Source organism: Paenibacillus sambharensis (assembly GCF_003233845.1).
Classification (GTDB): Bacteria; Bacillota; Bacilli; order Paenibacillales; family Paenibacillaceae; genus Paenibacillus_I; species Paenibacillus_I sambharensis.
The window spans coordinates 1-22,639 of the sequence record NZ_QKRB01000056.1 but is presented as its reverse complement, the minus strand read 5'-3'; the positions used below and the strand labels follow the sequence as shown (position 1 = coordinate 22,639).

Below are 22,639 nucleotides of genomic sequence, written 5' to 3'. Positions count from 1 at the left end.
GGTGTTCCGATATGGCCGATATGAATAGGGGAGGCGCTGGTATGGGTGCAGGAGATGGCATGAATTACGCCCCGCAGGGGAAGGCGAAGCCTGTGGTCGGACGGGGGGATTTTATATTCGCTGCGATGGCGCTGGATCACGGGCATATCTACGGAATGTGCAACGGCTTGATCGAAGCTGGCGGGACCTTGAAGCTGGTCTATGATCCGGACCCGGAGAAGGTAGCGAAGTTCTGTGCGGCTTACCCGGACGTGAAGGTGGCAGAATCGGCCGAACAGGTTCTGGAGGACAGCGAGGTTATGCTGGTGGCAGCCGCTGCGATTCCATGCGACAGGGGGCCGCTGGGCGTGAAGGTCATGCGTCATGGCAAGGATTATTTTACCGATAAAACGCCCTTCACCCGGCTGGACCAGCTGGAGGATGCGCAGATAGCGGTCCGCGAGACCGGACGGAAGTATGCGGTGTATTACAGCGAGCGGCTGCATGTCGAGAGTGCGGTGCATGCCGGGGAGCTGGTGCATGCTGGTGCAATCGGGCGGGTCGTGCAGGTGCTGGGATTAGGACCGCATCGGCTGAACGCCTCGTCGCGGCCGGACTGGTTCTTCCGCAAGGATCAGTATGGCGGCATTCTGTGCGACATCGGGAGCCATCAGATCGAGCAGTTCCTGTTCTACGCGGGCTGCAAGGATGCGACCATTGTAGGCAGCAAGGTCGGCAATTACCGGAATGCGGCTTATCCCGAGCTGGAGGACTTTGGGGACGCGACGCTGGTTGGCAGCAATGGGGCGACGAATTATTTTCGCGTGGACTGGCTGACCCCTGACGGGCTGGGCACCTGGGGAGACGGCCGCACGGTCATCCTGGGGACAGATGGCTATATCGAGCTGCGCAAATACATAGACATCGGCCGCTCGGACTCAGGCAACCACTTGTACCTGGTGAACGGGGAAGGCGAATTCCATATGGAGCTGTCGGGCAAGGTGGGCTATCCATTCTTCGGCGAGCTTATCCTCGACTGCTTGAACCGTACGGATTACGCGATGACCCAGGCGCATGCGTTCAAGGCTGCGGAGCTGTGCCTTAAGGCACAGAAGGCTGCGGTTAGGATTGAGACGGGCAATGAACCTACTTAACCGGGACGGGGGATTCAAATGAAGAGGGAGCAGCTTGCTGTGCAGCTGTACACGCTGCGGAAGTTTACGCAAACGGCGGAATCACTGGACGAAACGCTGGCGAAGGTTGCGGCAATGGGCTACAAGGCGGTTCAGGTATCGGCTATTGGTCCGATAGAACCTAAGCAGGTGAAGGCATCGGCGGACCGGCACGGGCTGCGGATCTGCGCAACGCATGTCGGCTACAACCGGCTGAAGGAGGACCTGGAGCGGGTGATTGACGAGCATAAGCTGTGGGACTGCCGGTATGTCGGCCTCGGCATGATGCCGGGAGAATTTCGGGAAACGCCGGGAGGATATGACTTGTTTGCGGCGGAATGCTCGGCTATTGCGGAGCGGATCCGCGATGCCGGACTGCAGTTCGTTTATCACAACCACCGGTTCGAATTTGAGCGGACGGGCGAGGGTGCTCGTGTCACCGGGATGGAACGGCTCATGGAACAGACAGCTGCGGACGCCTTTCATTTTGAACTGGATACGTACTGGGCACAGGCTGGCGGGGCTGACCCTGCGGCGTGGATCCGCAAGCTGGACGGCCGGATGAAGGTCGTGCATCTGAAGGACATGGAGGTCGTGGATGATCAGGCGGTGTACGCAGAGGTTGGGCATGGGAATATGAACTGGGACGCTATACTCGCAGCCTGCCGGGAGACGGGAATGGAGTGGTATATCGTCGAGCAGGATGAGTGCCGCCGTGATCCGTTCGAAAGCCTGGCGATGAGCTACGAATATTTGGCTGAACGGGCGAAAGGGTAGGGTGCGGGACAGGCGGCAGCTTGCCCGAGGATGGGCAGGCTGGTCGTGGACAGGAAGGCGTGGACAGGTGCAGCAGGTGGACGTCTGGAGATTAGCTGGAAGGCGTAGACAGGTAGCAGCAGGTGGCCGTTTGCCTGGAGATTAGCAAGAGCTTTTTGTGAGGGGCAGCCGGCGGGATGCTCCTTATTTTTACATATTTTACATTTAGGATGGTTAATTCTTTGGAGTCATCGGGTACGTTTCCACGAATGGATTTAAGCTGATGGGGTGCGAAGGATGCCTGAGATGCAGTGTGTGCTGAAGCATGTGCTGAAACCTGTGCCATTTCGGTGTAAAGGTCAATTTTACACAACGTATTTCTGATGAGGCGAGGAATCGGAAGAAGCAAGCTATGGCTCCTCCCCCTGCAATGGGGGATCGGGATTTACGAATATAGCAATCCGCTAGAGCAATTCGCTAGAGTAGCCACAAGAGCAGCTGCAAGAGCAGCCGCAAGAGCGACTCGCTAGAGCAATCCTCGCATAGGCTTCCTCCGGACTGGCTCAAGTCAAACCTAACAGAACTCAGCGCCCTTATTTCAGTGAATACGGGTCGCCTCATCGGGTAACGGAACTCAGCGCTGCTATTCGATCAAATTCAAGTGGATCTTTATTAATAGAGGGACATTAAAGCCTCTGATTTCCGTTACAATTCAAAAATGACTATATTCCACTGAATAACGCTCCTCAGTTCCGTAAAGACCTGCCTATATTAAGCTGATAGGTACGATATCTCTTATTTCCTCCCGCCACCACCACATGCGTCCCCTCCACCAAACCGTGCAGCAATTGACGAGCGTAGCGGTCGGTTACGTGAAGATGGCTCGCCAGCTCCATTGGCGTAAACGGCCTGAGCAATCGGCGTGCATATCGAATGGTCTCCGCCTCAAGGCAGCTGAGCTTTGCATCCGTTTCAAATGAGATAAACTTCCCAAGAAACGAAAGAATCAGCTGCTTGCAAAATTCAGGCTCTTCCCGAATGGACAAATATGCGATCGGCAGGTACACCCAGTCATCAAGCGACAGCAGGCTTTGTCTTCGGCATAAGTCCTTGAAGCGCCGTGTATCCAAATCTCTGGCATGCGATCTGTAATCATGAATCTCTATATCGCCCTTAACACCCTCCGTCAGAAACGCCAAGTCCAGATACCGGTATCCATTTGAATAATCCCGAACTTCCCATTCCGGATACAAGTAATCGAAGTTTCCGACGAGCGGAAACCAGATTAATCTCAGCAGTTCTACAGTTCCATGGCTCAGTCCTTTTTGCAGAAGCTCTCTTCGTCGATGGTTCTTTTCTTGATCAATTTGCTTCTGCATCCACATTTCATATTGTTCCTTAAACATGACATCCACCCTTTGCTGCTTTCTAAGCACGTTAAGTTTCACCTTAAAAATAGAAATGCCGCCTCGATACATAAAAGTATCAAAGCGGCATGTGCTTCATGTCCATTAGCTTGAGTATAGTGTACAACCTGGTTGGAATCAACGAGTTAGTGACCTGTTCATATGAGTATTGGCTTATCGTACCGACATTCAGGGTATTCGGTATATAGAGGGCTTGCGTGGCGGGTTGGCAATTACTTCGTTTACCATATTATAATGGCGTTAGGTAAAGTTCAGGTAACGAAGCGGGCTTGAATTTTCAGGAAAGGTGCGGAGACGATGAGTGTGGAAACGATAGATGGCTTGAGGCAGGAATTGAGGCAGATTGAGGCATGGGAGAAGGATCAGAAGGGACTGTGGTTCTGGGAGAAGCTCGGGAGAATTCCGTTTGCCCTGCTGGACAAGATTACGCCGAAGTTCATTCAGGACAAGCTCGGCATAGCGCTCGATGAGCTGGGAAGCTACATCCAGAGCGGCGGGCGGTATCTGATCAGCAAGAAGAAGATGTACCACCGGTTCTATCCCGGCGAGGAGTGGCAGGAGGAGACCTCGATGGCCCGGATTCAGACGCTGCCGCTTAGCCGGATGGATGAAATGGCCAATGGCGTGGTGCAGTCCAGCAGCAATACAGCGACCGTTCAAGGGGCGACTACCGGATTCGGCGGCATTTTCACCCTTGCGATTGATATCCCTCTCCTGCTTGGCATTTCCCTCAAAGCGCTTCAGGAGATCGCTTTATGCTACGGCTATGATCCGACGGACAAGGCGGAACGGATCTTTATCGTTAAATGCCTGCAGTTCACCTCATCTGATGTCGTAGGCAAGCAAGCGATCCTGGATGACCTGAATGCCTTCCAGAGCGGGGAGAAGAGCAGTCAGATGATTTCCCAGCTGCAGGGCTGGCGGGAGGTCGTCCTGAGTTACCGGGATAACTTTGGCTGGAAGAAGCTCTTCCAGATGATTCCGATCGCAGGCATGCTGTTCGGTGCTTATCTGAACCGTTCCACATTGAAGGATGTTACCGAAACGGGCATGATGATGTACCGCAAGCGCCGGATTATGGAGAAGCTGGCAGAGGCTCAACCGCAATAGACGTCATGTAAAAGATGTTTCTCGGCGCTGGAGCTGGCGGCCTGGGACATCTTTTTTGTCTGTTATTTGGAGTGAAGATAGGTGTGAAATATCCCCAGCAGCAGGAGGACATGTGCTTCATGTGAAGGATCGGCCAGCCGGAATTGGGCCTTGGGCGGGAGTGTAAGGGTAGTTTTCCACTCGGCTATCGTTGTACCTTGGAGCGTTATTGTTCCCCAATCGATAACCGGCTTGTGAAGCTCGTAGCTGCGGCCTTCCAGCTCAAATCCTGTTTTCTCTTCAAGACCGAACCGCTTCTTGTCTATGATAGGAATGCTCGTACGGGTTCCGTCTTCCTGCTCGTAATGAAGCATATACTGCCTCCGCTTGAAGAATGTCCTCACCTGCTTGGCCTCAACCCGCAAATTCCCTGCCCTGTCCGTCACTCGGTAATCCGCGAACACGATTCCTTCCAATAGAAAATCCAGCACCTTCATTAGAGGATTGGAATAAGTCCGCTGAACATAGCCTGTCACCTGATCATGCTCATTCCTGATCTCCGATCTCTTGGTAGAGTAACGATTATGAAACCTGTAGGTATAGATCATATCAGCCCCATCTACCCTCCTTTATATTGATAGCAACTTCCTGTAATTATTAAAATAAAGAATTATGCTGTCTGCTATAGCTTGTTGACTGGAATATTCCAGACCACTAGCATTTTATCCAATCCTAGTGATTCTACATGTAAGTCTCTCTGTACCATAGACCGGCAAAAAACAAAATTCCTAATACACATACTAGGGAAAGAATAATAACTGTTGTCCATAAAACCACTCGTCCAGCAGCCTGTATTGGCTTTTTCATATAATCACCCCTGAAATATTATTAAGGAACCCTGCTCTCCCTAAGATCAGCTGTACTCGGGCCGGCATTCCAACTACTGGATTGTTTAATTATAGCTTACTAACTGAAATATTCCAGAAAGCGTCCTGTACATTTACGCTGCGTGAACGTTTAGAATGGGGGTATGAGGAGGAGGGCGGAAGCGTGACAATCAACGAGGTTGCCAAACGGTTGAACATCAGCCGCAGGTCCATTCGGTTTTACGAGGAAAAGGGTCTAATTGCACCTGGCAAGGAGCGGCATAATCAGTATCGGGTGTTCACAGAGCAGGATGTGTGGCGGCTCCAGACGATTGCTGCACTGCGGGAGGTGGGCATGGGGCTGGACGATATCAAGAGGGTGCTGGGTCCGATCGAAGCCGGCAATAAGGATGAGCTGTTGAATTATCTGGAGCTGCAGCGTTCGGTCATGTTCTCGGCATGGCTTGAATACAAGCAGCAGATTGAAGCAGCCGAGCAGATGATCGGTATCTTGAGACAGCAGGAAGCCCTGCCGCTGCAGGAAATCTACAAGCTGGCTGAAGGCTCGAGAAGGCTGCGTGAGCTGCGGAATAACTGGAGCGACCAGTGGGATTTTGACAGCAAGGCGGCAGGTCATGACCACAGCGTTAGAGAAGCAAGCGGACCGTTCGGGCATTATGACGAGGTGCTGGAGACGGTGTATCGCTGGATTAACCCCAAGGCGGGCGAGACAGGGCTGGATATCGGTACGGGTACCGGGAACCTGGCCGGACGGTTTATCCGGGAAGGAATCGGGATGGCTGCTGTTGATCAATCCAGAGAGATGCTGAGGCAGTTCCGGGTGAAGTATCCGGAGCTTGAGTCCAAGCTGGGTAATTTTCTGGCCATTCCGTATATGGACAGGGAGTTTGATTTTGCCGTGTCCAGCTACGCGTTTCACCATCTGAATGAGGGGCAGCAGCTGCTTGCGCTGGAGGAAATTCGCAGAGTGCTCAAGCCGAAGGGCAGAATTTGTCTGGCGGGTTATATGGTTGAAGATGATGAAGCCAGGGAACGGGCTGTCCAGCATTCGCTTGGCGGCGGGCATGCAGGTCTGATGCAGGCGCTTCAGGGCGGATATGTTCCTCAACTGTCCCGTCTGTCTGATTGGTTCGAGGAGCACGGTTATATGACAAAGCAGAAGCAGTTATCTGATGTTCTTCACATCATCTGCGCTGTCCCGATTAGGTAGCATTCCGATTGTTGACCTTCACGCTGCGGCATAGGGTAGTATAGGAGCCGTTCATAAATACAGTTGTGGAGGGAACCAAATGCCGGATCATACCGAGATTTATCAGGCGAAGGCGGAGACATACGACGTGCTTATTTCCAAGCAGCCTGATCTGCTCAGGGCCGTGGAAGAGATATGTGCAGTAGAGGAGAAGGATGTCGTGGATCTGGGGGCGGGAACCGGACGGCTCACACTGCCGCTTGCCCGCAAAGCCCGGTCAATCCTGGCGCTGGATGCATCAACAGAGATGCTTCGGGTAGCAGAGGGCAAGCTTAATCAGGCAGGCTTTACGAACTGTCAGACCAGGGCGTCTGATCACAGAAGGATAGAGGCGGCAGATAACAGCGCTGATCTTCTGGTGTCGGGATGGAGCATCTGCTACACGGCCAGCTCGAATCAGCTGGGATGGGAGAAGGATTTGGAGAAGGTTATGGAAGAAATCAGGCGGGTTCTCCGTCCTGGCGGCACCGCTGTGATTTTCGAGACGATGGGTACAGGTGCGGAGCAGCCGCATCCGCCGGATTTTCTGCTGCCGTATTATGAGCGGCTGGAGCAGCAGTATGGTTTTCACCATAGGTGGCTCAGGACGGATTACCAATTTGACAGTGTGGAAGAAGCGGTTCGGTTGACGGAGTTCTTCTTTGGCAGGGAGCTGGCCGGCCGTGTGGAACAAGAGAGAATGACCGTTCTGCCAGAGTGCGCCGGAATGTGGTGGCGGGAGTTTTAGCGTTCTAGAAACGTACTGAAGGCATAGTTAACGGTTTGGGTTGTGCTTGTGTTTGCTGTGTCTGATTGCAGCGGCCAAGAGCAGCAATCCGATGATTATACCAATCGTAACCCATACCCAGGTTAACCGAGGCAGGCGTATCAGGCCGTCTGCACCTCCATCGTGATCCTGATTAGGAGCGTTCAACTGCTCGATTAGCGCTGCTACCAGTGGAGAAGTTGGGGCAATCTCTGTACTGGATACCCCCGCTGCGTGCTCAAGTGACGACAGAAAGACCTCGGAGCCGTCGGGGCTATTCCCAACAAACAGCTGAATTCCCTTGATCTCCGCCAGCTTGGGATTGCTGTTCGGATATTGAGTTGTAAAGGAGTGATAGGCATTCATTAATTCTCTGGCGGCTCCTCCTCCCGATATTACTTCTAATCCGTTATTATCCCTTTGCACGGTGAATAGTGATAAGGGGGCACCTTCTGACATGACGACAAATGTCCATTCTTCGTTCTTAACGAGCATTGATTGCAAGGTATCGCCCCTGTCAGCGGACTTTAAGCTTTCATGGTCAACTCTATACGTCTCAAACCCCATCCCAAGCTCCGCCTGGTCCAGCTGAGACTGTTTGAGGTCAAAGGCTTCCGGATCTTCACCCATTCTGGCTTTGAAGCTTGCTATTCCTTCGTTCTCAGCATAAGCCTGAACTTCATCGGGAACGGCAGCTTCTACTGTAGTAGAGAGAAGCATACTAATCATTAACGCCGCGCCAAGCATGTATGAACGAATCCCCATTTCATTCCCTCCCGTGGGTCTAATAGGTTAAGTTATTGGAACCTGAAGAATTTCCACACGCTATCACTTACTCGAATGAAGATAAAGTCTCCCGTTCCTTCAACTTCCTGGGAGTCCCGCCCGGTTGTTATAGTGGAAATCTTCACAATAGCAGCTTCCTCCGCTATATTCTCCAAGTTGTATTCATCCATAACATCCATGACCCTTGAATTGTCCAGCTCAAGCTTCGTTACTGCCAAAATGTATGGCTCCATATCATACAAGATGTCGATATTCGGATCATACAGGTAGTGCTTTCGGGTTTCTTCGTCACCTTCTTTGAGAGCCGTTAAGTATTGCATGATAGAGTCGAGTAAATCCCCCGTAACCCCCTTGTTCTTGATATGGTCCAGATCCATCTCGCCTTTGCGTTGTAAATAGATGAAATCCTCCGAATAGGATTCTTCCATAAGCGTATCTGTTGACTCAGGGGAAATAGGACTTGCTGTAGTTGCACGGTCTCCTAGATTCGGATAGTCATTTTGGTTACGATTATGCACTGTACAGCCAGTAACCAGCAGGACCAACGTTAAAATAAGAAGAGGTGCTTTCTTCATTTTATACACCTCCTAGATCAGTTTTATAAACCACTACTATCTATATATTATAACTGTAAAAGTTGGATATAGAAGGAAATTATGTTTTAATCTCGCCTCTATTGAAAAAATGTGAAAAAAATGCGAAGAAAAAGCACTCGCTAGTGTATCCATTTTGTTGATGTCCATGCTAATCCATATCTGATGGCGATTGGGCGAGAAAATATTACCGAGTGCTGCATTGTCACTGCATACGTTCCGCTACGCTCTGGCTCTCATGCTCATACCAGATCAATCGGGAGCTCTTGCCCGCCTCGATCCCGGCAAACTCCAGTTCGGTCGCGGTTTGCTGTTCGTAGAAGCGTGTAGGGCTTATGGGCAGCAATAAGAACGCCATCCCGTTGCCAAGTCTCATACAGAGTTGACTTTGTTTCATATAAACCTCTGCAGGCAGCGGCTGCTCCTGTTCATTCTTGAAGAGGTATTCACCAAGAAAGGGTTCATAGTCCTCTGCTGAAAGCGGGATTATGGTGCGTTGAGCCGTTGCCCGCGGTACTTCAATTTGCTCGCCGGCAAGAACCTGTTCCACGCTCCGGATCAACTGTTGGGTATAGGCGTAATCCCGTTCGCCATTTTGCAGAAGGATGAGTGTCAGATCCTGCTCGATATAGCGCTTCAGGAGCGTGGCATATCCCGGCCAGCCGCCGCTATGACTTACCACTTTACCTAGCTGTTGATGTTGCTCAATCAACCAACCGAATCCGTAGTTGAACGATTCTTCATTATGTAGCGTCACAGGTGTAAACATGGCTTCACGCAACTGCGGATGAATAAAATTGTCGTTATACAACGCACGATCCAAACGAAGCAAGTCCGTGGCTGTACTATTCACGGTGCCATCTCCCTGCACACCGTCCAGATAGTAGACATAATTCATTTCCGGCACGGCGTCCGGCAGCACGTATCCACCGTGTTCCAGTCGATAGACATAGCCCCAGGCATAGTCTGGGGGCATGGGGTCGCGATCAAGACGGCGGTTGTATACGCGTGTTCGCGTCATGCCGAGCGGTTGAAAAATCTGATCAGACAGAAAGTCCGCATAGGATTGACCGCTGATCCGTTCGATCAGAATAGCGAGCATAATATAGCCCGTATTGCTATACATCCAACGATCATTAGGCGCAAACAGTGAAGCTGGGCGATGAGCGATGAGCATGTCTAGAACGTCGTTATTGACAGCGATCTGTGCGTGGTTCCACTTCTCGGTGAATAGCGCGATGTAATCAGAGAGCCCAGAGGTATGGGTCAATAAATGACGGATTGTAATACCCGGATAGGGAAATTCGGGCAGCCATCTGGACACCGGATCATCCCATTCCAATTTGCCCAACTGATGCAGACGTACGATGCCCAATGCTGTAATTGGCTTGGAGACCGAAGCTAACTCGAACATCGAATCTGTAGTAAGTGGACGTACGTTATCTTGGCTCAGTTCTGCTATGCCCATCGTTTCACAAAGCAGGGGTTTCCCCTGTTCGGCAACCAGAATCACGCCATTAAAGCTTTCGTGTTCTCTAATACTTCCCATTAGTGCTGATAATTTCGCTTCCTTTTCTCCTCTTGACATCTCTGTTCCTCCTTTGGCTCTATAAATGCTGCTGCAAAAATGCAGAGTGCGCTCATTGATCAGGCGGTGCTGACCCTTATTATCAGGAGCAAGCGATTTGATAGCAGTGGCGAATAGAGGGGCAGATCAGTAAAGCTCAAATGTCCGGCTTGCGGAAGAGTCATTTCGATCCCATTTTTGGCCCAGCAGGCGGTTACGTACAGCACGTTCTTTCTCCAGTCCGTTCATCGAGCCGTCGATCATTGCGAGGGTTGTGATTCCGTATACAGGCAACATAATCCAACGCGAGGGTTCTATTATCAAGTGAAGAACCAGGATTTGTTACGGCCCATCGATTCCAGGAAGGCCAAATTTACTCGCATAGTGTGCCAGCGCCTCATTCAGCCACGTGACCTCCCGCTCGTCTAATGGTATATCCACCAGCTGGTTTAAATGATCATGCTGATCCTCCGAAATGTGGGCAAAGTTTGCCAGCGCCTGGTCATCCAGAAAATCGAGTATCCGTTGTACATAGCAACCCAGCATTTCTTCGGCCTCCAAGGCATCCGGCTTTCCTGCTGCTAAACGCTTGACGGCTTCGACAAAGGCAAGCATCTCCCGATCCAAATCAGCTACGGCATCTTGGGAGATGTCGAACAAAACAGCTGCCGTTTGCTCTGACAAATGTTTTGCTACCCAACTGCGTTGCTTGTCTTCCTGCAGCATGTTACGAATTAATAGAAACATCAGATTATGATCCAGTTCTCCCTCACGTTGGACGATCGTAAGTAACCGTCTAAGTATCTCCAGCGACCTGTCCAGTTCAGCACGGGTGGCCTGCAGGGTTTGCTGCTGGATATGCAGAGTTTCGGCCAGATTCATCTCCAGTTCGCGATGATGAATGAATTGGCGAATACGATCCAGAGAAAAGCCAAGCGACTTTAAGCTGATGATTTTTTGCAAGGCGACCAAATCAGCCGAACCGTAGATGCGATGTCCATTGTCCTGACGGCGCGGGCACAGCAGTCCTGCCTCTTCATAATAATGGAGCGTGCGTATCGGAATGCCGCTTAACTTGGCAAATTTTCCGATAGAATAATGTGTAGCGTCCATCGTCAGCTCCTCCTCTCTTGCCCCTATTGTATAACCTCCAGTAACTGTAGGATCAAGCATATTATCTAAGCATGTGATTGATTACAGAAATATACATCCTGCAGCAAGTGTGAACAGTAGGGATCTCATCAACAGCTTGTTCAGCGTCCCGCCGCACTTGGCTTCATCCTGGCGCATCACGAGTTCGGCCACGGTGTAGAATTTCACAGTGGGAATGAACGTTGAACAGGGCGAACGCGTCTGAGCCGCTGAACGGGACAAGTGCCGGGGCTAAAATTTATAGCTTTATAGCTTGAAAAAAGGAACCGCCTAATCATCCGGCGATTCCTTTTTATAAATTATATTATTCGCTTGGAATCTCAGTCGCTGAATCTATGATTTCTTGAGGCACAACAATCTTATCTATCTTGTTGAAGTCACTAAAGAGGGCATAAGTATCGATAATTAGTTTCGATATTACGGCTCCGCTTTCATTCTTAAGGGCTAAGTCCATTACGGCTCGGTTCTCCGTTAACTCATGCGAGTCTTTGCGGACACTTAGGTCATAACGGAAGGAGTTCAATGCAAAGTTTCCATCTGTAAATACCCCTTCTGTGGAACTGATAATGAGCTCTTCGATTTCATCCGAATTTTCCGTTGTTTCATAAGAGATGTTATAGACTTCACCTTCGTCAGTTACGTTAAGGTCATCTTTGAAACTAAGAAGCAGGTCAAGGAATTTGACTGTCTGTTCTTTGGTGTCTCCAAGCCCAGATAATTCTTCTGTATCGTTATCCGACATTTTAAACCATATTTCTTGACCATCTGGCCTCACATAAGCTTCATTGTTCACAAGGTACATTTCGATCTTTTCTTCAGCTGCTGTCACACTTGCATGGAATTCATCCGGACTAAGAGTCAAGTCACCAACCATTCTGATTTGTTCCTTTTGTGAAGTGCCACCTTCCTCTACAGTGGATAGAAGAGTAGTATCCAGCTTCATGCTATGTGACTCGACAAATGTTTTCTTTACTGAACGGATTAGTTCTTCAGCGTTTACCGCAGTTTCTGCTTGTTGCTTCTCTTCTTGTTTAGCCGGTGTTCCAATTTCTTGTTGGTTTGATGAACAACCCGTTATAACCAGCATTAAAGCTATCATCCCAGTAACGTACCATTTCATTTCTTGAGACCCCTATCGTGATTGTGATTTATACTTTTGTATTTCCTGGGTTTGGGAATTCTAAAGTATAGGCTGATTATATAGGATCGTAATTAAGAAATGTGGGAGATAGGTTTTTATTTAGACTATTTTTATAAATAGTAGCAGTAGGTTAATCTAGACAATTCTATCCGTAACGCCAGCTAATTCCACATAAGCCCAGGCTTCAGTTTATTCTCGATCGACATTACCGTACCCTGGGGACCCCCGGCTGCTTGGGCATTGGCCGTCGACAGCTCGATATATTTCTCGTCGATTGGATTGACATAGATATGAATCGTTTCGGGTGTCAGGTCGCCATCAATCAGATTGATTGTGAACCATTTTGTTGTTGGCAGCTGCGGAAAATGAGTGTGCACGTCGGCAATAATTTCGATTTTCCTCTTCTTATTGTCGGAATGTGCTACCTTCTCAATCTGTGCTGCTTTCTCCGTATTATGCCATTTACCGATATTGAGCAGCAGACCTATAATCCCCTTCTCGTACTCCAGCTCTCTGCCTGTTCGGTTCTCCATCGTCATCTCTTCATCTCTCCAATCGTCCGTTATATTCATTCCTGTCTACATGTCCGGCAATCCCCGGGACGCTGCCTCGATCGGTATACTGGAGCATGGTCCACTGTGACCAGGCGCCGGCATTCGCCGGAACTTCATGCTGTCGGTAGAATGCATACCAGAGCGGGTACTCCGCCAAATTCCTGTCCTTGAGACAGTGTGCTATTGTGTCAGGATTCGAGTAAATGAACGGTTTCCTGCCATGATCCGAGACGCGGACGGCTTGAAGCCAAACCGGTACGGCGGCCGGATCGACCCGGTTGTTCTCGACATCGAGGGCATAGGGCAGGTCAAAGGGGGCATAATTCTTGACGGCCTGCAGAAAATGAGCTGCTTCCTGTTCCGCCTTCGCTATGCTTTCCCCGTGGAAGAAATGATAGACGCCGACAAGAAGGCCGGCCTGCCGTGCGCCTTTCACATTGTCTTCAAACTTCGGGTCTGTGAACGAATGGCCTTCTGTTGCTTTGATCATGGCAAAGGAAACGCCGGAATTCTTCACTTCCTTCCAATCAATATCGCCCTGATGATGCGACACATCCACTCCCTTGCTATTCGTAAGGCTTCGCGGCTGCATAATTCTCACCTCCCCAAAATGTATAAATCTATCCTACTCGGCTCGTATACAGGAAAGAACCGGCTGGCAATAAAATAAGCTTGTCCGATGAAGGACAAGCCCTGTGTGGTACTTCTTGTATCCATAAAGTGGACAAATATTCCGTTTCGGCCAAAAAATTTTTAGGTTCTAGGTAAATTCCCGGCTCCGTAGGATAGTGTCGTAAGTCAAAACCAACCGAAAAGGGAGTAGAGACGATGAACAACATTCAACTCAATTTTACGAACAACACGAACCGCGGCTGGAGGTTTGTATTATTTCAGAAGCTAGCCAATGTAGATCAATCGTATGACAAGATTGAAGCCATTGCCTGGCAGGTGCTCCCGCTGAGTCCGGCCCAGAAGCAGACGGCAACGTATCCGATCTCGACTGATCTTGTAGTTGAAGAGCTTAATACACCGTATACGTCAGAAGTCCGCCAAACGAGCCGTGCCGTTGATTTTGGTCAGAAGTGGGAGTTTATCAACAGCGTAGAGAGCACAGACCTTAATCTGCTCGGTACCCAAAATATCGATTCTTCCATCAGCTGCAACAATACGGTCTCCAAAGTGGTGGATATCTCGCTGTTTAAGAACGGTGCAAAGCTGGTTACCAAAAAAGCGGTTCAGCAGGGCGATACTGCGGATTTCCTGCTTACTCCGAAGCTCTATGTTATGTACGCCAATGACATCCAGGTGGGCAACGAGATCCGTTCTTCTGTTCAGTCCAATATAACGGAGATCGATCTGACCGGCCGGATCCTCAGTGCAGATATTTCGCTGGAGCTGGTGAACGCAACCTCCGGCCAGAAAGCATGGAATGTTGTTCTGAACAGTTAGGGTAAAGGGGCTGAACAGTCTTGGACAAAATGATCTACTTTCAGCATGGGCTATCGCAGAACCAGGACGTATCCTTGTACAGGGTAATTCAAGAGCAAACCGACAATACGCCGGTGCAGACACAGAAGAGCATCGCTGCGGGAAGTGAGATTCACTTTCGGGTACAGGATGACACGCTGGAAAAAGTGCTGCTTGCCTGGACGCCGTCTGCCCCGGTTCAAGAATCATCGGAGAGCCCCAATGACGAGGACAAGGATGCTTCGGACCAACCCCGGACAGCGATAGAAATACTGCTGTATCAGGAGCTGATTCAAGTCAACGTGATGGATCAGCACAAGACCAAGCTTACGGTGGAAGCCCAGGGGCCACCGAAAGTTCCGGCTAACGGCAAGCCTCAGCCTGAATATATCGCCAAGGGCGGCAAGTGTTATATGGCAACTGCCGATAATCAGGGCAATATCACGATTATCTATTTCTCCTCATCGCAGCCGCTTATTGTCAGTAAGGATAAACCGCTTGTTAAACCTTTCCTCGGCGAGGAATACATTGAGGAAATCGCCAAGCTGCCGGATGGCATTATAACGGACCCTCCGGGGACCAATACTTTTGTCATTCCATCTGCGGCATGCAAGCTGAATCCTCACCTGGGTATCTATGATCTTGACGGAGGCAGTCAGCTGCAGTGGTTTATTGACCTTGATCTCAGCAAAATATCTGATACAAAGGAGTCTGACCATTCCCGATGATCAGCAAAAAATGGCTGCTCGGCGTAATTGGATTCGCCGCATATCTAGTCAAGAAATACTTCGGATTGGAAATGCCCGCCGAACTGGTCGACGACCTTGCCGAACTGGTGCTGCTTCTCAGTGCGATCATTCCTATGGTAGCAAATATGTTCAAGCATTCGGGCAAGCCGGCCGAGCAAAAGGCTGATAATGCTTAGTACGGCATTTGCGAGTGTTTAACTCCATTCTCTAATCCCATTCGTGAAAACTGTTTATTGGTTTTCAGGTATATATAACAATTACGCGGCAAGCATGGCGCATAGAACCTTTAGTTTTGCATGGACATGATAAATTCGTACCTGGTCAACACTGGCTGCTGCATGCAGTATATGCTTGAAGCATGAGGGGCAGAAGCCAAACTACCAACTATCTTCCTGCAGCTCTACACGAAGAGCTGCTACCTATTGCATGAAAGCTGGCTATCCCTATGTCGGGGAATGGTCAGCTTTTATTTGTTGATTCTATTAAGCTCATACAGCAGGCCTGCATAAAATTATTAGTACCTGAGCGGCTCAGCTATTCGCTTGGAATTTCGGACGCTGTATTGATGATTTCTTGAGGCACTACAATTTTATCTAACTTATTGAAGTCACTAAAGAGGGACTTAGTATCTATGATCATTCTTGACATGACTACACCGCTTTCGTTCTTGAGGGATAAGTCCATTATGACTCTGCTTTCAGTTATCTCATGCGAGCCTTTTTGGACACTTAACTCATAACGTAAGGAGTTTACTACAAAATTTGCATCTATTAATAACCCATCTAAAGAATCGGTAATGATTTTCTCAATTTCATTTGAGTTTCCGGTTGTTTCATAAGAAATCTTATAGACTCCTCCTTCGTCTGTTACTTTAAGGTCGTCTTTAAGACTAAGAATAAAGTTAAGAAATTTGACTGTTTCTTCTTTGATATTTCCAAATTCCGAAAGTCCTTCTGTATCTGTATTCGGCAATTTATACCATAAGTCTTGACCATCTGGTTTCACATAGGCTGCGTCGTCCACATAGTATGCTTCTACCGTAACTTCATCTTCTGTCATACTTGCATGAAATCCAACCGGACCAAATGTCAGGTCACCAGCCACTCTCATGAGCCCTTTTTGTATATTACCATCTTCCTTCACAGTGGATTCCATAGAAGTATCCAGTTTCAGGCTATGTGATTCAACAAAGTTTATTTTAGTTGATTTGATTAGTTCCTCAATGTTCACCGCAGAATCTGCTTGCTGGTTCTCTTCTGGTTGTATTTCCTCTTGTTGTTTCTCTTCTTGTTTTGCCGGTGTCTCAATTTCTTGTTGGTTTGATGAGCAGCCTGTCATCACCAATAATAAAGCAATCATTCCTGTAACGTACCATTTCATTCCTTAAGACTCCTATCACGTTGAGATTAACACTTTTAATTGTGAATGTAGTAATTCAAAAGTGTAAGCAGATTATATAGGATGGGGTTTGAGAAATGTTGGGAATCGATTTTTATTTAGATAGTTTTTATAATAAGTTGCTTGCTTGTATAAATCAGACTTTGTTTTAGTAGAGAAAATTGGTATGCCGCTGTGGTGCAGGATTGGTCATTTTTGGAATGGGGATGGATGGATATACTTGCGGTGAAAGCACTTAAGCTTGAAGGAGGATTTTGATGGGTGAGCATGCTCAGGAAACTAGAGAGAGAACGGCATTTCAAGTGTCGTTTACCGAGGATGTATTTGCAGTTGCGCCCGACTTGTACGTCGGACTGATTGCAGCGCCTCTGGTGAAAAATCTGGATCAGAATTCAGAGGTAGAAGCTCTTCTGTCCCATATGGAGCAGGAGATTGCGGATACAGGACTGCGTACGGAAGCGATCAGCGAGCTCCCGATGATTGCCGCATGGCGGAAGGTGTACAGCCAGTTTGGGGCCAAGCCTGCCAGGTATCCGTGTGCGGCGGAATCGCTGATCAGGCGAGTTGTGGAGCACGGCAGCCTGCCGCGTATTAACACGATGGTAAATCTGTGCAACGCAATTTCGCTCAAGTGCCGGACGCCGATTGCCTGCTGCGATATATCGGATGTCGACCAGCTGACTGTCCGCAGGGCAGCCGGAACCGAGCCGTATCTGCCAATCGGCAAGCCGGATCAGCCGGATTACCCGGCCGAAGGCGAGATTATCTACTCGGATGGTTATGGCCGGGCACATTCCAGGCGCTGGAACTGGAGGCAGAGCGATACGATCAAGGCAACCGATCAGTCCCAGAGACTGCTCTTCACGGTTGAGGCTGTTCATAAGGACGCCAAGGTGCTGGTGGAAGCCACAACCTCACTGCTGTATGAGCTGCTGCAGCCATTCACAGAGGAGGGAAGCTGCAGTATGGCTTTCATTCACAGCGGTTCTCCATCACAGGCGTTCGTGCTACATCAGCCGGGAGGAGAGGCAGCCCATGACAGATTATCCTCGGAGATTGGAGCAGGTGAAGAGCGGACTGGTTGATTCCCTTCCAATCGTCATGGGTTACATTCCCGCCTGCATCACCTTCGGCCTGGTTGGCAAGACCTTATCGCTGGGAGATCTGGAGGTATTCCTCTTATCAGCGGTGGTATATGCCGGCGCCAGCCAATTCATAGGGGCCAAGCTTCTAGCGGCCGGCACTGCCGGCCCTATCATTCTGCTGCTCACGCTGATTATCAACTTGCGGTACTTCTTCATCAGCATGTCCTTCCGCCAGAAGGTGAACCCGAAGTCCAGCCTTTGGTCCAGGGGTCTCATCAGCTTCGGGCTGACGGAGGAAGTCTATGCGATGGGGATGCTGTCGAAGACGAACAAGGAACGGAAGGAAGCTCACACCCTGCCGTATCTGCTGGCTCTGGAGCTTCCGCCCTATCTCATCACGTTAATCTCCACCTGGGTGGGCATTATTCTGGCCGGTTATATCCCGGAGGCTTACCTGCCGGCGCTGAATACCTCACTCTATGCTCTCCTGATCGCAATTATCGTTCCTCAGCTGCTGGGGAACAGGCGCAACACGGCAATCTGCTTATCGGCCTCCGCTTCCTCGTGGCTGCTTCAGGGCTACTTAGGCAACGCTACGGTGCTGGCTGCTATGTTCATAGGGGCCTGGGTGGGCATGATGATGCCGCCGTCCTCTGGCCGGACCATCTCTTCACCAGGCAGCGAACAGGTAAGGAGTGACGTGGAATGACGGTTATGCTTATTCTACTAATGGGACTTATCACGTTCATTATCCGCTTTACCCCGCTGCTTACTATCAAACAAAACGATAACGCTGCTGAGAGGGGTGATAATCGCTTTCTGGAGCACCTTCCACTGGCAGTGCTCTGCTCCTTGACCGTCCCTGGTGTGTTCCTGGTGGATCAGGAGACGCCCTGGGTGGGAATCGCAGCAGGCATAACCGCTGTCTTGCTGGTGTTAACCAGGAAAGTTCCACTGTTTGGCGTCATAATCGGTTCCGTACTGGCAGCTGTTGTGGTGAAGGTCCTCTATATTGGATAGAAAGCGGGAGGGGGCAGCGTTACATTTAAGCCAATCTGTCTGATTTGAATTTCAAGCGGATATAAGCTTCCAGCCCCTAGTAGGGTTTCACATGCTGGGGGCTTATGCTATTTTAATTAGTAAATGGAAAAATGAGTTAGGGAGGCTTATCTTATTGGTTCAGCATCAGTGGCTAGGAATTGATAAAACCAGTAAAATGCCGCTCAACCGGCAAATATATGAACAAATTCAGCAAGCGATTGAGAATGGCACCCTGCGCAGGGGCGATTCTGTTCCGGCATCCCGGCTGCTGGCGGAGCGGCTGCAGGTGTCGCGAACGGTGGTGCTCGGCGCTTATGAGCAGCTGCAGGCTGAGGGCTACCTCGAGATGCGCAAGGGCGCAGGCACCTTTATCGCTGATAATGCAGCCGGGGGACAGGACAATCCGCTGGAGCTCGATGACGAGCTGGATGCCGAAATGGTGGTGAATGTGCCGGATTTCCTGTCCTTTGTCCGCTCTCCAATGTCCGGGCTCGTCGATGTTGCCGACACAGCAGCCTGTGATTTTCGGCACGGTGTACCTGCTTGGGATGCCTTTCCGATGGACCGCTGGCAAAAGTCATTATTGAAGGCTTGCCGCCGCGCCACCCCTGACACCTTAACCTATGGTCCTGCAGAGGGCTTGATGTCGCTGCGGGAGGAGATCGCGAGGCTGGTCCGTTCCACACGCTCGATCCCTGCTGTGCCGGAGCAGATTGTCATTACATCGGGTGCAACCCAGGCGCTGGATATATTGGCAAGGCTGTGTCTGCGCACTGGCGAGCAGGTGCTTGTTGAAGACCCGACGCATCCGGTGCTGCGGGAGATCTTCAGCTTCTCGGGCGGCAGGGTGATCCCGGTTCCTGTAGATGAGCAGGGCCTGTGCACGAACAGGATTGAAGAGAGCATTGCGAGGCATAACGGCTCGCCGGACAAGACGAAGCTGCTCTACATCACGCCGTCGCACCAATTCCCAATGGGGGTCACGATGTCGCTGCACCGGCGGATTGAGCTGCTGAACTGGGCGAGGAATACGGGCGCGGTTATCATTGAGGATGACTATGACAGCGAGTACCGGTATGTGGGCAAGAAGGTGTCCGCACTGGCAGGTCTCGATTCCAGCGGCAAGGTCGTCTATGTCGGGAGCTTCAGCAAAATCCTGTTCCCGTCGCTGCGCATCGGGTATGCGATTTTACCGCCGGCCTTGATCGAGCCGTTCCTTGCGGTCAAGTGGATCACGGACCGGATGTCGCCCACCCTGGAGCAGGAAGCGCTGGCGGACTTCATCCAATCGGGCCAGTACGCGAAGCATGTTCACCAGATGGGCAAGCTGTATGCGGGGAGGCGGTCCTGCCTGGTCGCTTGTCTGGTGGAGGAGTTTGGAGACCGGGTGCGGTACTTTGGTGATGAGGCCGGCCTGCACCTCCTGATCGAGCTGGATTCGCCCGCGGATGAGAACTCGATTGCCGAGAAGAGCCTCCAGTACGGGGCGAAGGTATACCCGGCAAGCGACTATTACTCAAGCTTCAGGCCGGACAAGCCTACCTTCCTGCTCGGCTACGCCAACCTGTCGGAATTGCAGATCAAGCAGGGAATCAAGCAGTTCGCGCGCGCCGAGCGTGACTGCCGGCCGGGATGCTAGCGGGAAGGATAGGGGGAAGCACGGACTTGTCAGATGGATGGAGTGGGCGAGCCCGGACTTGTCAGATGGATGGAGCGGGGGAATCCAGTCTTGTTGTGCTGCAGCTGCTCTTCCTTCACTCATGGGCCAAATAGCAGGACAGCGAGCGGTGTCAGCAGCAGGAGGTACCAGGTCAGGAAGAGGAAGTTGACCCAGGTAATAATCAGTTGCCAAGGCGAATCCTTCCTCTGCTGAAATGGCCCGGCATAGCTTGCAATCGAACCACTCAGACCTGCCAGGAAGCCGGGCAACCATTCGGAGCTGTACAGCTCCACCGGCGCAAACAGAAGATAGGTGTTCAGAAGAGCAAACAGAACAGCCAGCAGGGTGAAGAAGGCTTGAATCCGGTATGCGGTATTCATGTGATTATATCGCCCCTCCCACTTTCATATATCCTTACATAACTGTATTAACCTTACAGCAGCATGGCTTATCATAACTTTAACCAGCGGTTCGCCTACCGGCTGGTTTTGTAAGGGTGGGAGCAGCTGCCGTTCTATCGTTACAGGAACTCGCAGGCGCCCCTTACTGAACGAACACCACATGAATGCCTTGGTGAGGGAGTTGAAACTTCATCAAGGCTTTTTCTCTTCATGGTGGAGGGTGTTGAATGAGGGTATAGGTTCTTGCACCAGCTAGTCTTTCACTTCTGCATCCTCAAACCTGCATATGTGCAGCCATTTGTGCCCCGGGAGACTGGATTAGAAAAATGCCTGCAGAAGCTCCTAGGCCCCCTAATTAAACTGGAGTCCTCCCATCCAATAATTTAAACTTAGGATAAGGGAGTGATCCGGTATGGGGAAAAGGCTGAGCAAAGACACGCAACTTAAAATAGTTAAAGAAGCACTGGCTGGGATAAAGGTGGGGGCTCTTGCCCGCATGTATGACATACACCCTGAAACCATTCGTACGTGGATAAGAGATTACCGTGACACGATTCCAGCAGAAGAGATTCCGCTTACTGACGAACATGTGCAGGAAATGCAGCGGCTGCAGGAGGTTGAGCAGCGGTATGAAAAAGCCGTTAAAGTACTCGGTGAGAAGGAACTCGAAATTGAGATTCTCAGAGAGTTGCTAAAAAAGAAAGACCCCGCTTATCTGAAAAACTTGAAGTAGCAGAACCATTTATTAAGCGGGGAGTGCCAGCAGCATTGGTTCTGCGCATTCTAGGTATCGCTGAATCCACCTATTATGATCGAAAGAAAAGAGAGATGTCTTGCCCGCCTGAGCGCCCTGCAGAAAACCGGCGTGGTCGCCCTGTGCCTGGATACTCTCATACGTTTGATGGCGAACGCGTAGTGGACAGCCAGATCAATGACTGGTTGCTTGAGCTCATCGAAGGCGAAGAGCATGTTTACGGGTATAAACTCCTTGCGCAATGCATACGTGACAAGTACAACGTGAGGCTAGACAAAAAGAAAGCATACCGGTTATGTAACGAGTTGGGCATTCTTCAAAAACCACGTCAGCGAGTTCAGGCGCATCCGCGCAGGCTGCCGAAAAACCGTGTCGTTACAGGCTCCAACCAGTTGTGGCAAATGGATATTAAGTATGGCTACGTCCGTGGGCTCGAGCGATTCTTCTATGTGCTCAGCATCATTGATGTGTTTGACCGCGTCGTTGTTCAGCAGTACAGGGGAACATCTTGTGAGGCTAAGCATGCCGTTCAGACACTTTGTTATGCGCTACAAAGCCGTCTACGCCCTGGTGATGAGATGCCTACTATTCGTACCGATAACGGCCCTCAATTCGTGAGCAAGCTGTTTGGAGATATGTGTGAGAGTCTCGGCGTGATCCACGAGCGTATACCTCCAAGAACACCTAATATGAATGCCTATATCGAATCCTTTCATAGCCTGTTGGAACGCGATCTATTCAGCAAGAGAGACTTCAGAACCTTTAAAGATGCATATGAAGAGCTAGACGGATACATGGACTTCTACAATAACCGTAGAATGCATGGCAGCTTAAAACGAAAACCTCCTGCCGTGTTTTCAGCTTGGGTTCAGACACTGGAGGATTCTTCAGCTTTTCATAAAGCGATGTAATCCCCCGAAAAAACGAGTAATTCTATGCCTGCATTATTTTTGGTGGGCAGGACTCCGGTTTTAGGGGGCCTAGCCG

The 22,639-nt window shown here is 50.2% G+C and carries 25 protein-coding genes; 14 read left to right on the top strand and 11 right to left on the bottom strand.

Going from position 1 to position 22,639, the window contains the following annotated elements:
• The first annotated feature begins 41 nt into the window (after positions 1-41).
• Positions 42-1,133 carry a Gfo/Idh/MocA family protein gene (locus DNH61_RS21445; RefSeq protein ID WP_111148887.1) on the top strand — a complete coding sequence of 364 codons (1,092 nt, stop codon included), beginning with the start codon at positions 42-44 and terminating at the stop codon, positions 1,131-1,133.
• 18 nt (positions 1,134-1,151) lie between these two features.
• Entirely contained in the window at positions 1,152-1,928 is a 777-nt protein-coding gene (locus tag DNH61_RS21440) for a sugar phosphate isomerase/epimerase family protein (protein ID WP_111148886.1), read from the top strand.
• A 725-nt stretch (positions 1,929-2,653) separates the two neighbouring features.
• Here DNH61_RS21440 and DNH61_RS21435 read toward each other — a convergent pair.
• Positions 2,654-3,313, bottom strand: a complete 660-nt coding sequence (locus DNH61_RS21435; protein ID WP_111148885.1) for a transcriptional regulator — start codon at positions 3,311-3,313, stop codon at positions 2,654-2,656.
• Between the two features lie 318 nt (positions 3,314-3,631).
• Here DNH61_RS21435 and DNH61_RS21430 point away from each other — a divergent pair, with 318 nt between their 5' ends.
• Positions 3,632-4,444: an EcsC family protein gene (locus DNH61_RS21430; protein ID WP_111148884.1), complete on the top strand. Its 813-nt coding sequence runs from the start codon at positions 3,632-3,634 to the stop codon at positions 4,442-4,444.
• 62 nt (positions 4,445-4,506) lie between these two features.
• Here the strand turns inward: DNH61_RS21430 and DNH61_RS21425 are convergent, their stop codons facing one another.
• The gene (locus DNH61_RS21425; protein ID WP_111148883.1) at positions 4,507-5,031 is read right to left on the bottom strand and encodes a tubby C-terminal domain-like protein; all 525 of its coding nucleotides are present in this window, start codon (positions 5,029-5,031) and stop codon (positions 4,507-4,509) included.
• A gap of 442 nt (positions 5,032-5,473) precedes the next feature.
• Here DNH61_RS21425 and DNH61_RS21420 point away from each other — a divergent pair, with 442 nt between their 5' ends.
• Positions 5,474-6,520 carry a MerR family transcriptional regulator gene (locus DNH61_RS21420; RefSeq protein ID WP_111148882.1) on the top strand — a complete coding sequence of 349 codons (1,047 nt, stop codon included), beginning with the start codon at positions 5,474-5,476 and terminating at the stop codon, positions 6,518-6,520.
• A 79-nt stretch (positions 6,521-6,599) separates the two neighbouring features.
• Positions 6,600-7,286 (top strand): class I SAM-dependent methyltransferase, encoded by a 687-nt coding sequence (locus DNH61_RS21415; protein WP_111148881.1) that lies wholly within the window; start codon positions 6,600-6,602, stop codon positions 7,284-7,286.
• A 27-nt stretch (positions 7,287-7,313) separates the two neighbouring features.
• On the opposite strand, the gene DNH61_RS21410 is transcribed toward DNH61_RS21415, so the two are convergent.
• From DNH61_RS21410 to DNH61_RS21380, 7 genes are all read right to left on the bottom strand, one after another.
• Entirely contained in the window at positions 7,314-8,069 is a 756-nt protein-coding gene (locus DNH61_RS21410) for a hypothetical protein (RefSeq protein ID WP_111148880.1), read from the bottom strand.
• Between the two features lie 32 nt (positions 8,070-8,101).
• Entirely contained in the window at positions 8,102-8,665 is a 564-nt protein-coding gene (locus DNH61_RS21405) for a hypothetical protein (protein ID WP_111148879.1), read from the bottom strand.
• 223 nt (positions 8,666-8,888) lie between these two features.
• Positions 8,889-10,271, bottom strand: a complete 1,383-nt coding sequence (locus tag DNH61_RS21400; RefSeq protein ID WP_111148878.1) for a serine hydrolase domain-containing protein — start codon at positions 10,269-10,271, stop codon at positions 8,889-8,891.
• Between the two features lie 321 nt (positions 10,272-10,592).
• A complete protein-coding gene (locus DNH61_RS21395) occupies positions 10,593-11,363 on the bottom strand; it encodes a MerR family transcriptional regulator (RefSeq protein ID WP_181438817.1) in 771 nt (256 codons plus the stop codon).
• 343 nt (positions 11,364-11,706) lie between these two features.
• Positions 11,707-12,522: a DUF6612 family protein gene (locus DNH61_RS21390; protein ID WP_111148876.1), complete on the bottom strand. Its 816-nt coding sequence runs from the start codon at positions 12,520-12,522 to the stop codon at positions 11,707-11,709.
• 182 nt (positions 12,523-12,704) lie between these two features.
• A complete protein-coding gene (locus DNH61_RS21385) occupies positions 12,705-13,082 on the bottom strand; it encodes a hypothetical protein (RefSeq protein ID WP_111148875.1) in 378 nt (125 codons plus the stop codon).
• A gap of 4 nt (positions 13,083-13,086) precedes the next feature.
• Positions 13,087-13,689, bottom strand: a complete 603-nt coding sequence (locus tag DNH61_RS21380) for a glycoside hydrolase family 25 protein (protein ID WP_111148874.1) — start codon at positions 13,687-13,689, stop codon at positions 13,087-13,089.
• Between the two features lie 236 nt (positions 13,690-13,925).
• Here DNH61_RS21380 and DNH61_RS21375 point away from each other — a divergent pair, with 236 nt between their 5' ends.
• Genes DNH61_RS21375 through DNH61_RS21365 form a run of 3 tightly spaced genes read left to right on the top strand, consistent with a single transcriptional unit; the run spans position 13,926 to position 15,489 of the window.
• Positions 13,926-14,546, top strand: a complete 621-nt coding sequence (locus DNH61_RS21375; RefSeq protein ID WP_111148873.1) for a hypothetical protein — start codon at positions 13,926-13,928, stop codon at positions 14,544-14,546.
• A gap of 20 nt (positions 14,547-14,566) precedes the next feature.
• On the top strand, positions 14,567-15,292 hold the full coding sequence (locus DNH61_RS21370; protein WP_111148872.1) for a hypothetical protein: 726 nt from the start codon (positions 14,567-14,569) through the stop codon (positions 15,290-15,292).
• Entirely contained in the window at positions 15,289-15,489 is a 201-nt protein-coding gene (locus tag DNH61_RS21365; protein ID WP_111148871.1) for a hypothetical protein, read from the top strand. The genes DNH61_RS21370 and DNH61_RS21365 overlap by 4 nt, the downstream gene beginning before the upstream one ends.
• A 358-nt stretch (positions 15,490-15,847) precedes the next feature.
• On the opposite strand, the gene DNH61_RS21360 is transcribed toward DNH61_RS21365, so the two are convergent.
• Positions 15,848-16,693 carry a DUF6612 family protein gene (locus DNH61_RS21360; protein ID WP_111148870.1) on the bottom strand — a complete coding sequence of 282 codons (846 nt, stop codon included), beginning with the start codon at positions 16,691-16,693 and terminating at the stop codon, positions 15,848-15,850.
• 275 nt (positions 16,694-16,968) lie between these two features.
• Here DNH61_RS21360 and DNH61_RS21355 point away from each other — a divergent pair, with 275 nt between their 5' ends.
• The 4 genes from DNH61_RS21355 to pdxR all read left to right on the top strand — a co-directional run bounded on the left by DNH61_RS21355 (position 16,969) and on the right by pdxR (position 20,476).
• Entirely contained in the window at positions 16,969-17,796 is an 828-nt protein-coding gene (locus DNH61_RS21355) for a B3/B4 domain-containing protein (protein ID WP_220036957.1), read from the top strand.
• A complete protein-coding gene (locus tag DNH61_RS21350; RefSeq protein ID WP_181438816.1) occupies positions 17,747-18,505 on the top strand; it encodes an AzlC family ABC transporter permease in 759 nt (252 codons plus the stop codon). Before DNH61_RS21355 ends, DNH61_RS21350 begins: the two co-directional genes overlap by 50 nt.
• On the top strand, positions 18,502-18,816 hold the full coding sequence (locus DNH61_RS21345) for an AzlD domain-containing protein (protein ID WP_111148868.1): 315 nt from the start codon (positions 18,502-18,504) through the stop codon (positions 18,814-18,816). The genes DNH61_RS21350 and DNH61_RS21345 overlap by 4 nt, the downstream gene beginning before the upstream one ends.
• 154 nt (positions 18,817-18,970) lie before the next feature.
• Complete coding sequence (pdxR, locus tag DNH61_RS21340) at positions 18,971-20,476, top strand: MocR-like pyridoxine biosynthesis transcription factor PdxR (RefSeq protein ID WP_181438815.1); 1,506 nt, start codon at positions 18,971-18,973, stop codon at positions 20,474-20,476.
• 119 nt (positions 20,477-20,595) lie between these two features.
• Here the strand turns inward: pdxR and DNH61_RS21335 are convergent, their stop codons facing one another.
• A complete protein-coding gene (locus DNH61_RS21335; protein ID WP_111148866.1) occupies positions 20,596-20,877 on the bottom strand; it encodes a hypothetical protein in 282 nt (93 codons plus the stop codon).
• 433 nt (positions 20,878-21,310) lie between these two features.
• On the opposite strand from DNH61_RS21335, the gene DNH61_RS21330 reads away from it, so the two are divergent.
• The gene (locus tag DNH61_RS21330; protein ID WP_111147616.1) at positions 21,311-21,631 is read left to right on the top strand and encodes a transposase; all 321 of its coding nucleotides are present in this window, start codon (positions 21,311-21,313) and stop codon (positions 21,629-21,631) included.
• 23 nt (positions 21,632-21,654) lie between these two features.
• The gene (locus DNH61_RS21325; RefSeq protein WP_281272414.1) at positions 21,655-22,563 is read left to right on the top strand and encodes an IS3 family transposase; all 909 of its coding nucleotides are present in this window, start codon (positions 21,655-21,657) and stop codon (positions 22,561-22,563) included.
• Positions 22,564-22,639 lie beyond the last annotated feature (76 nt).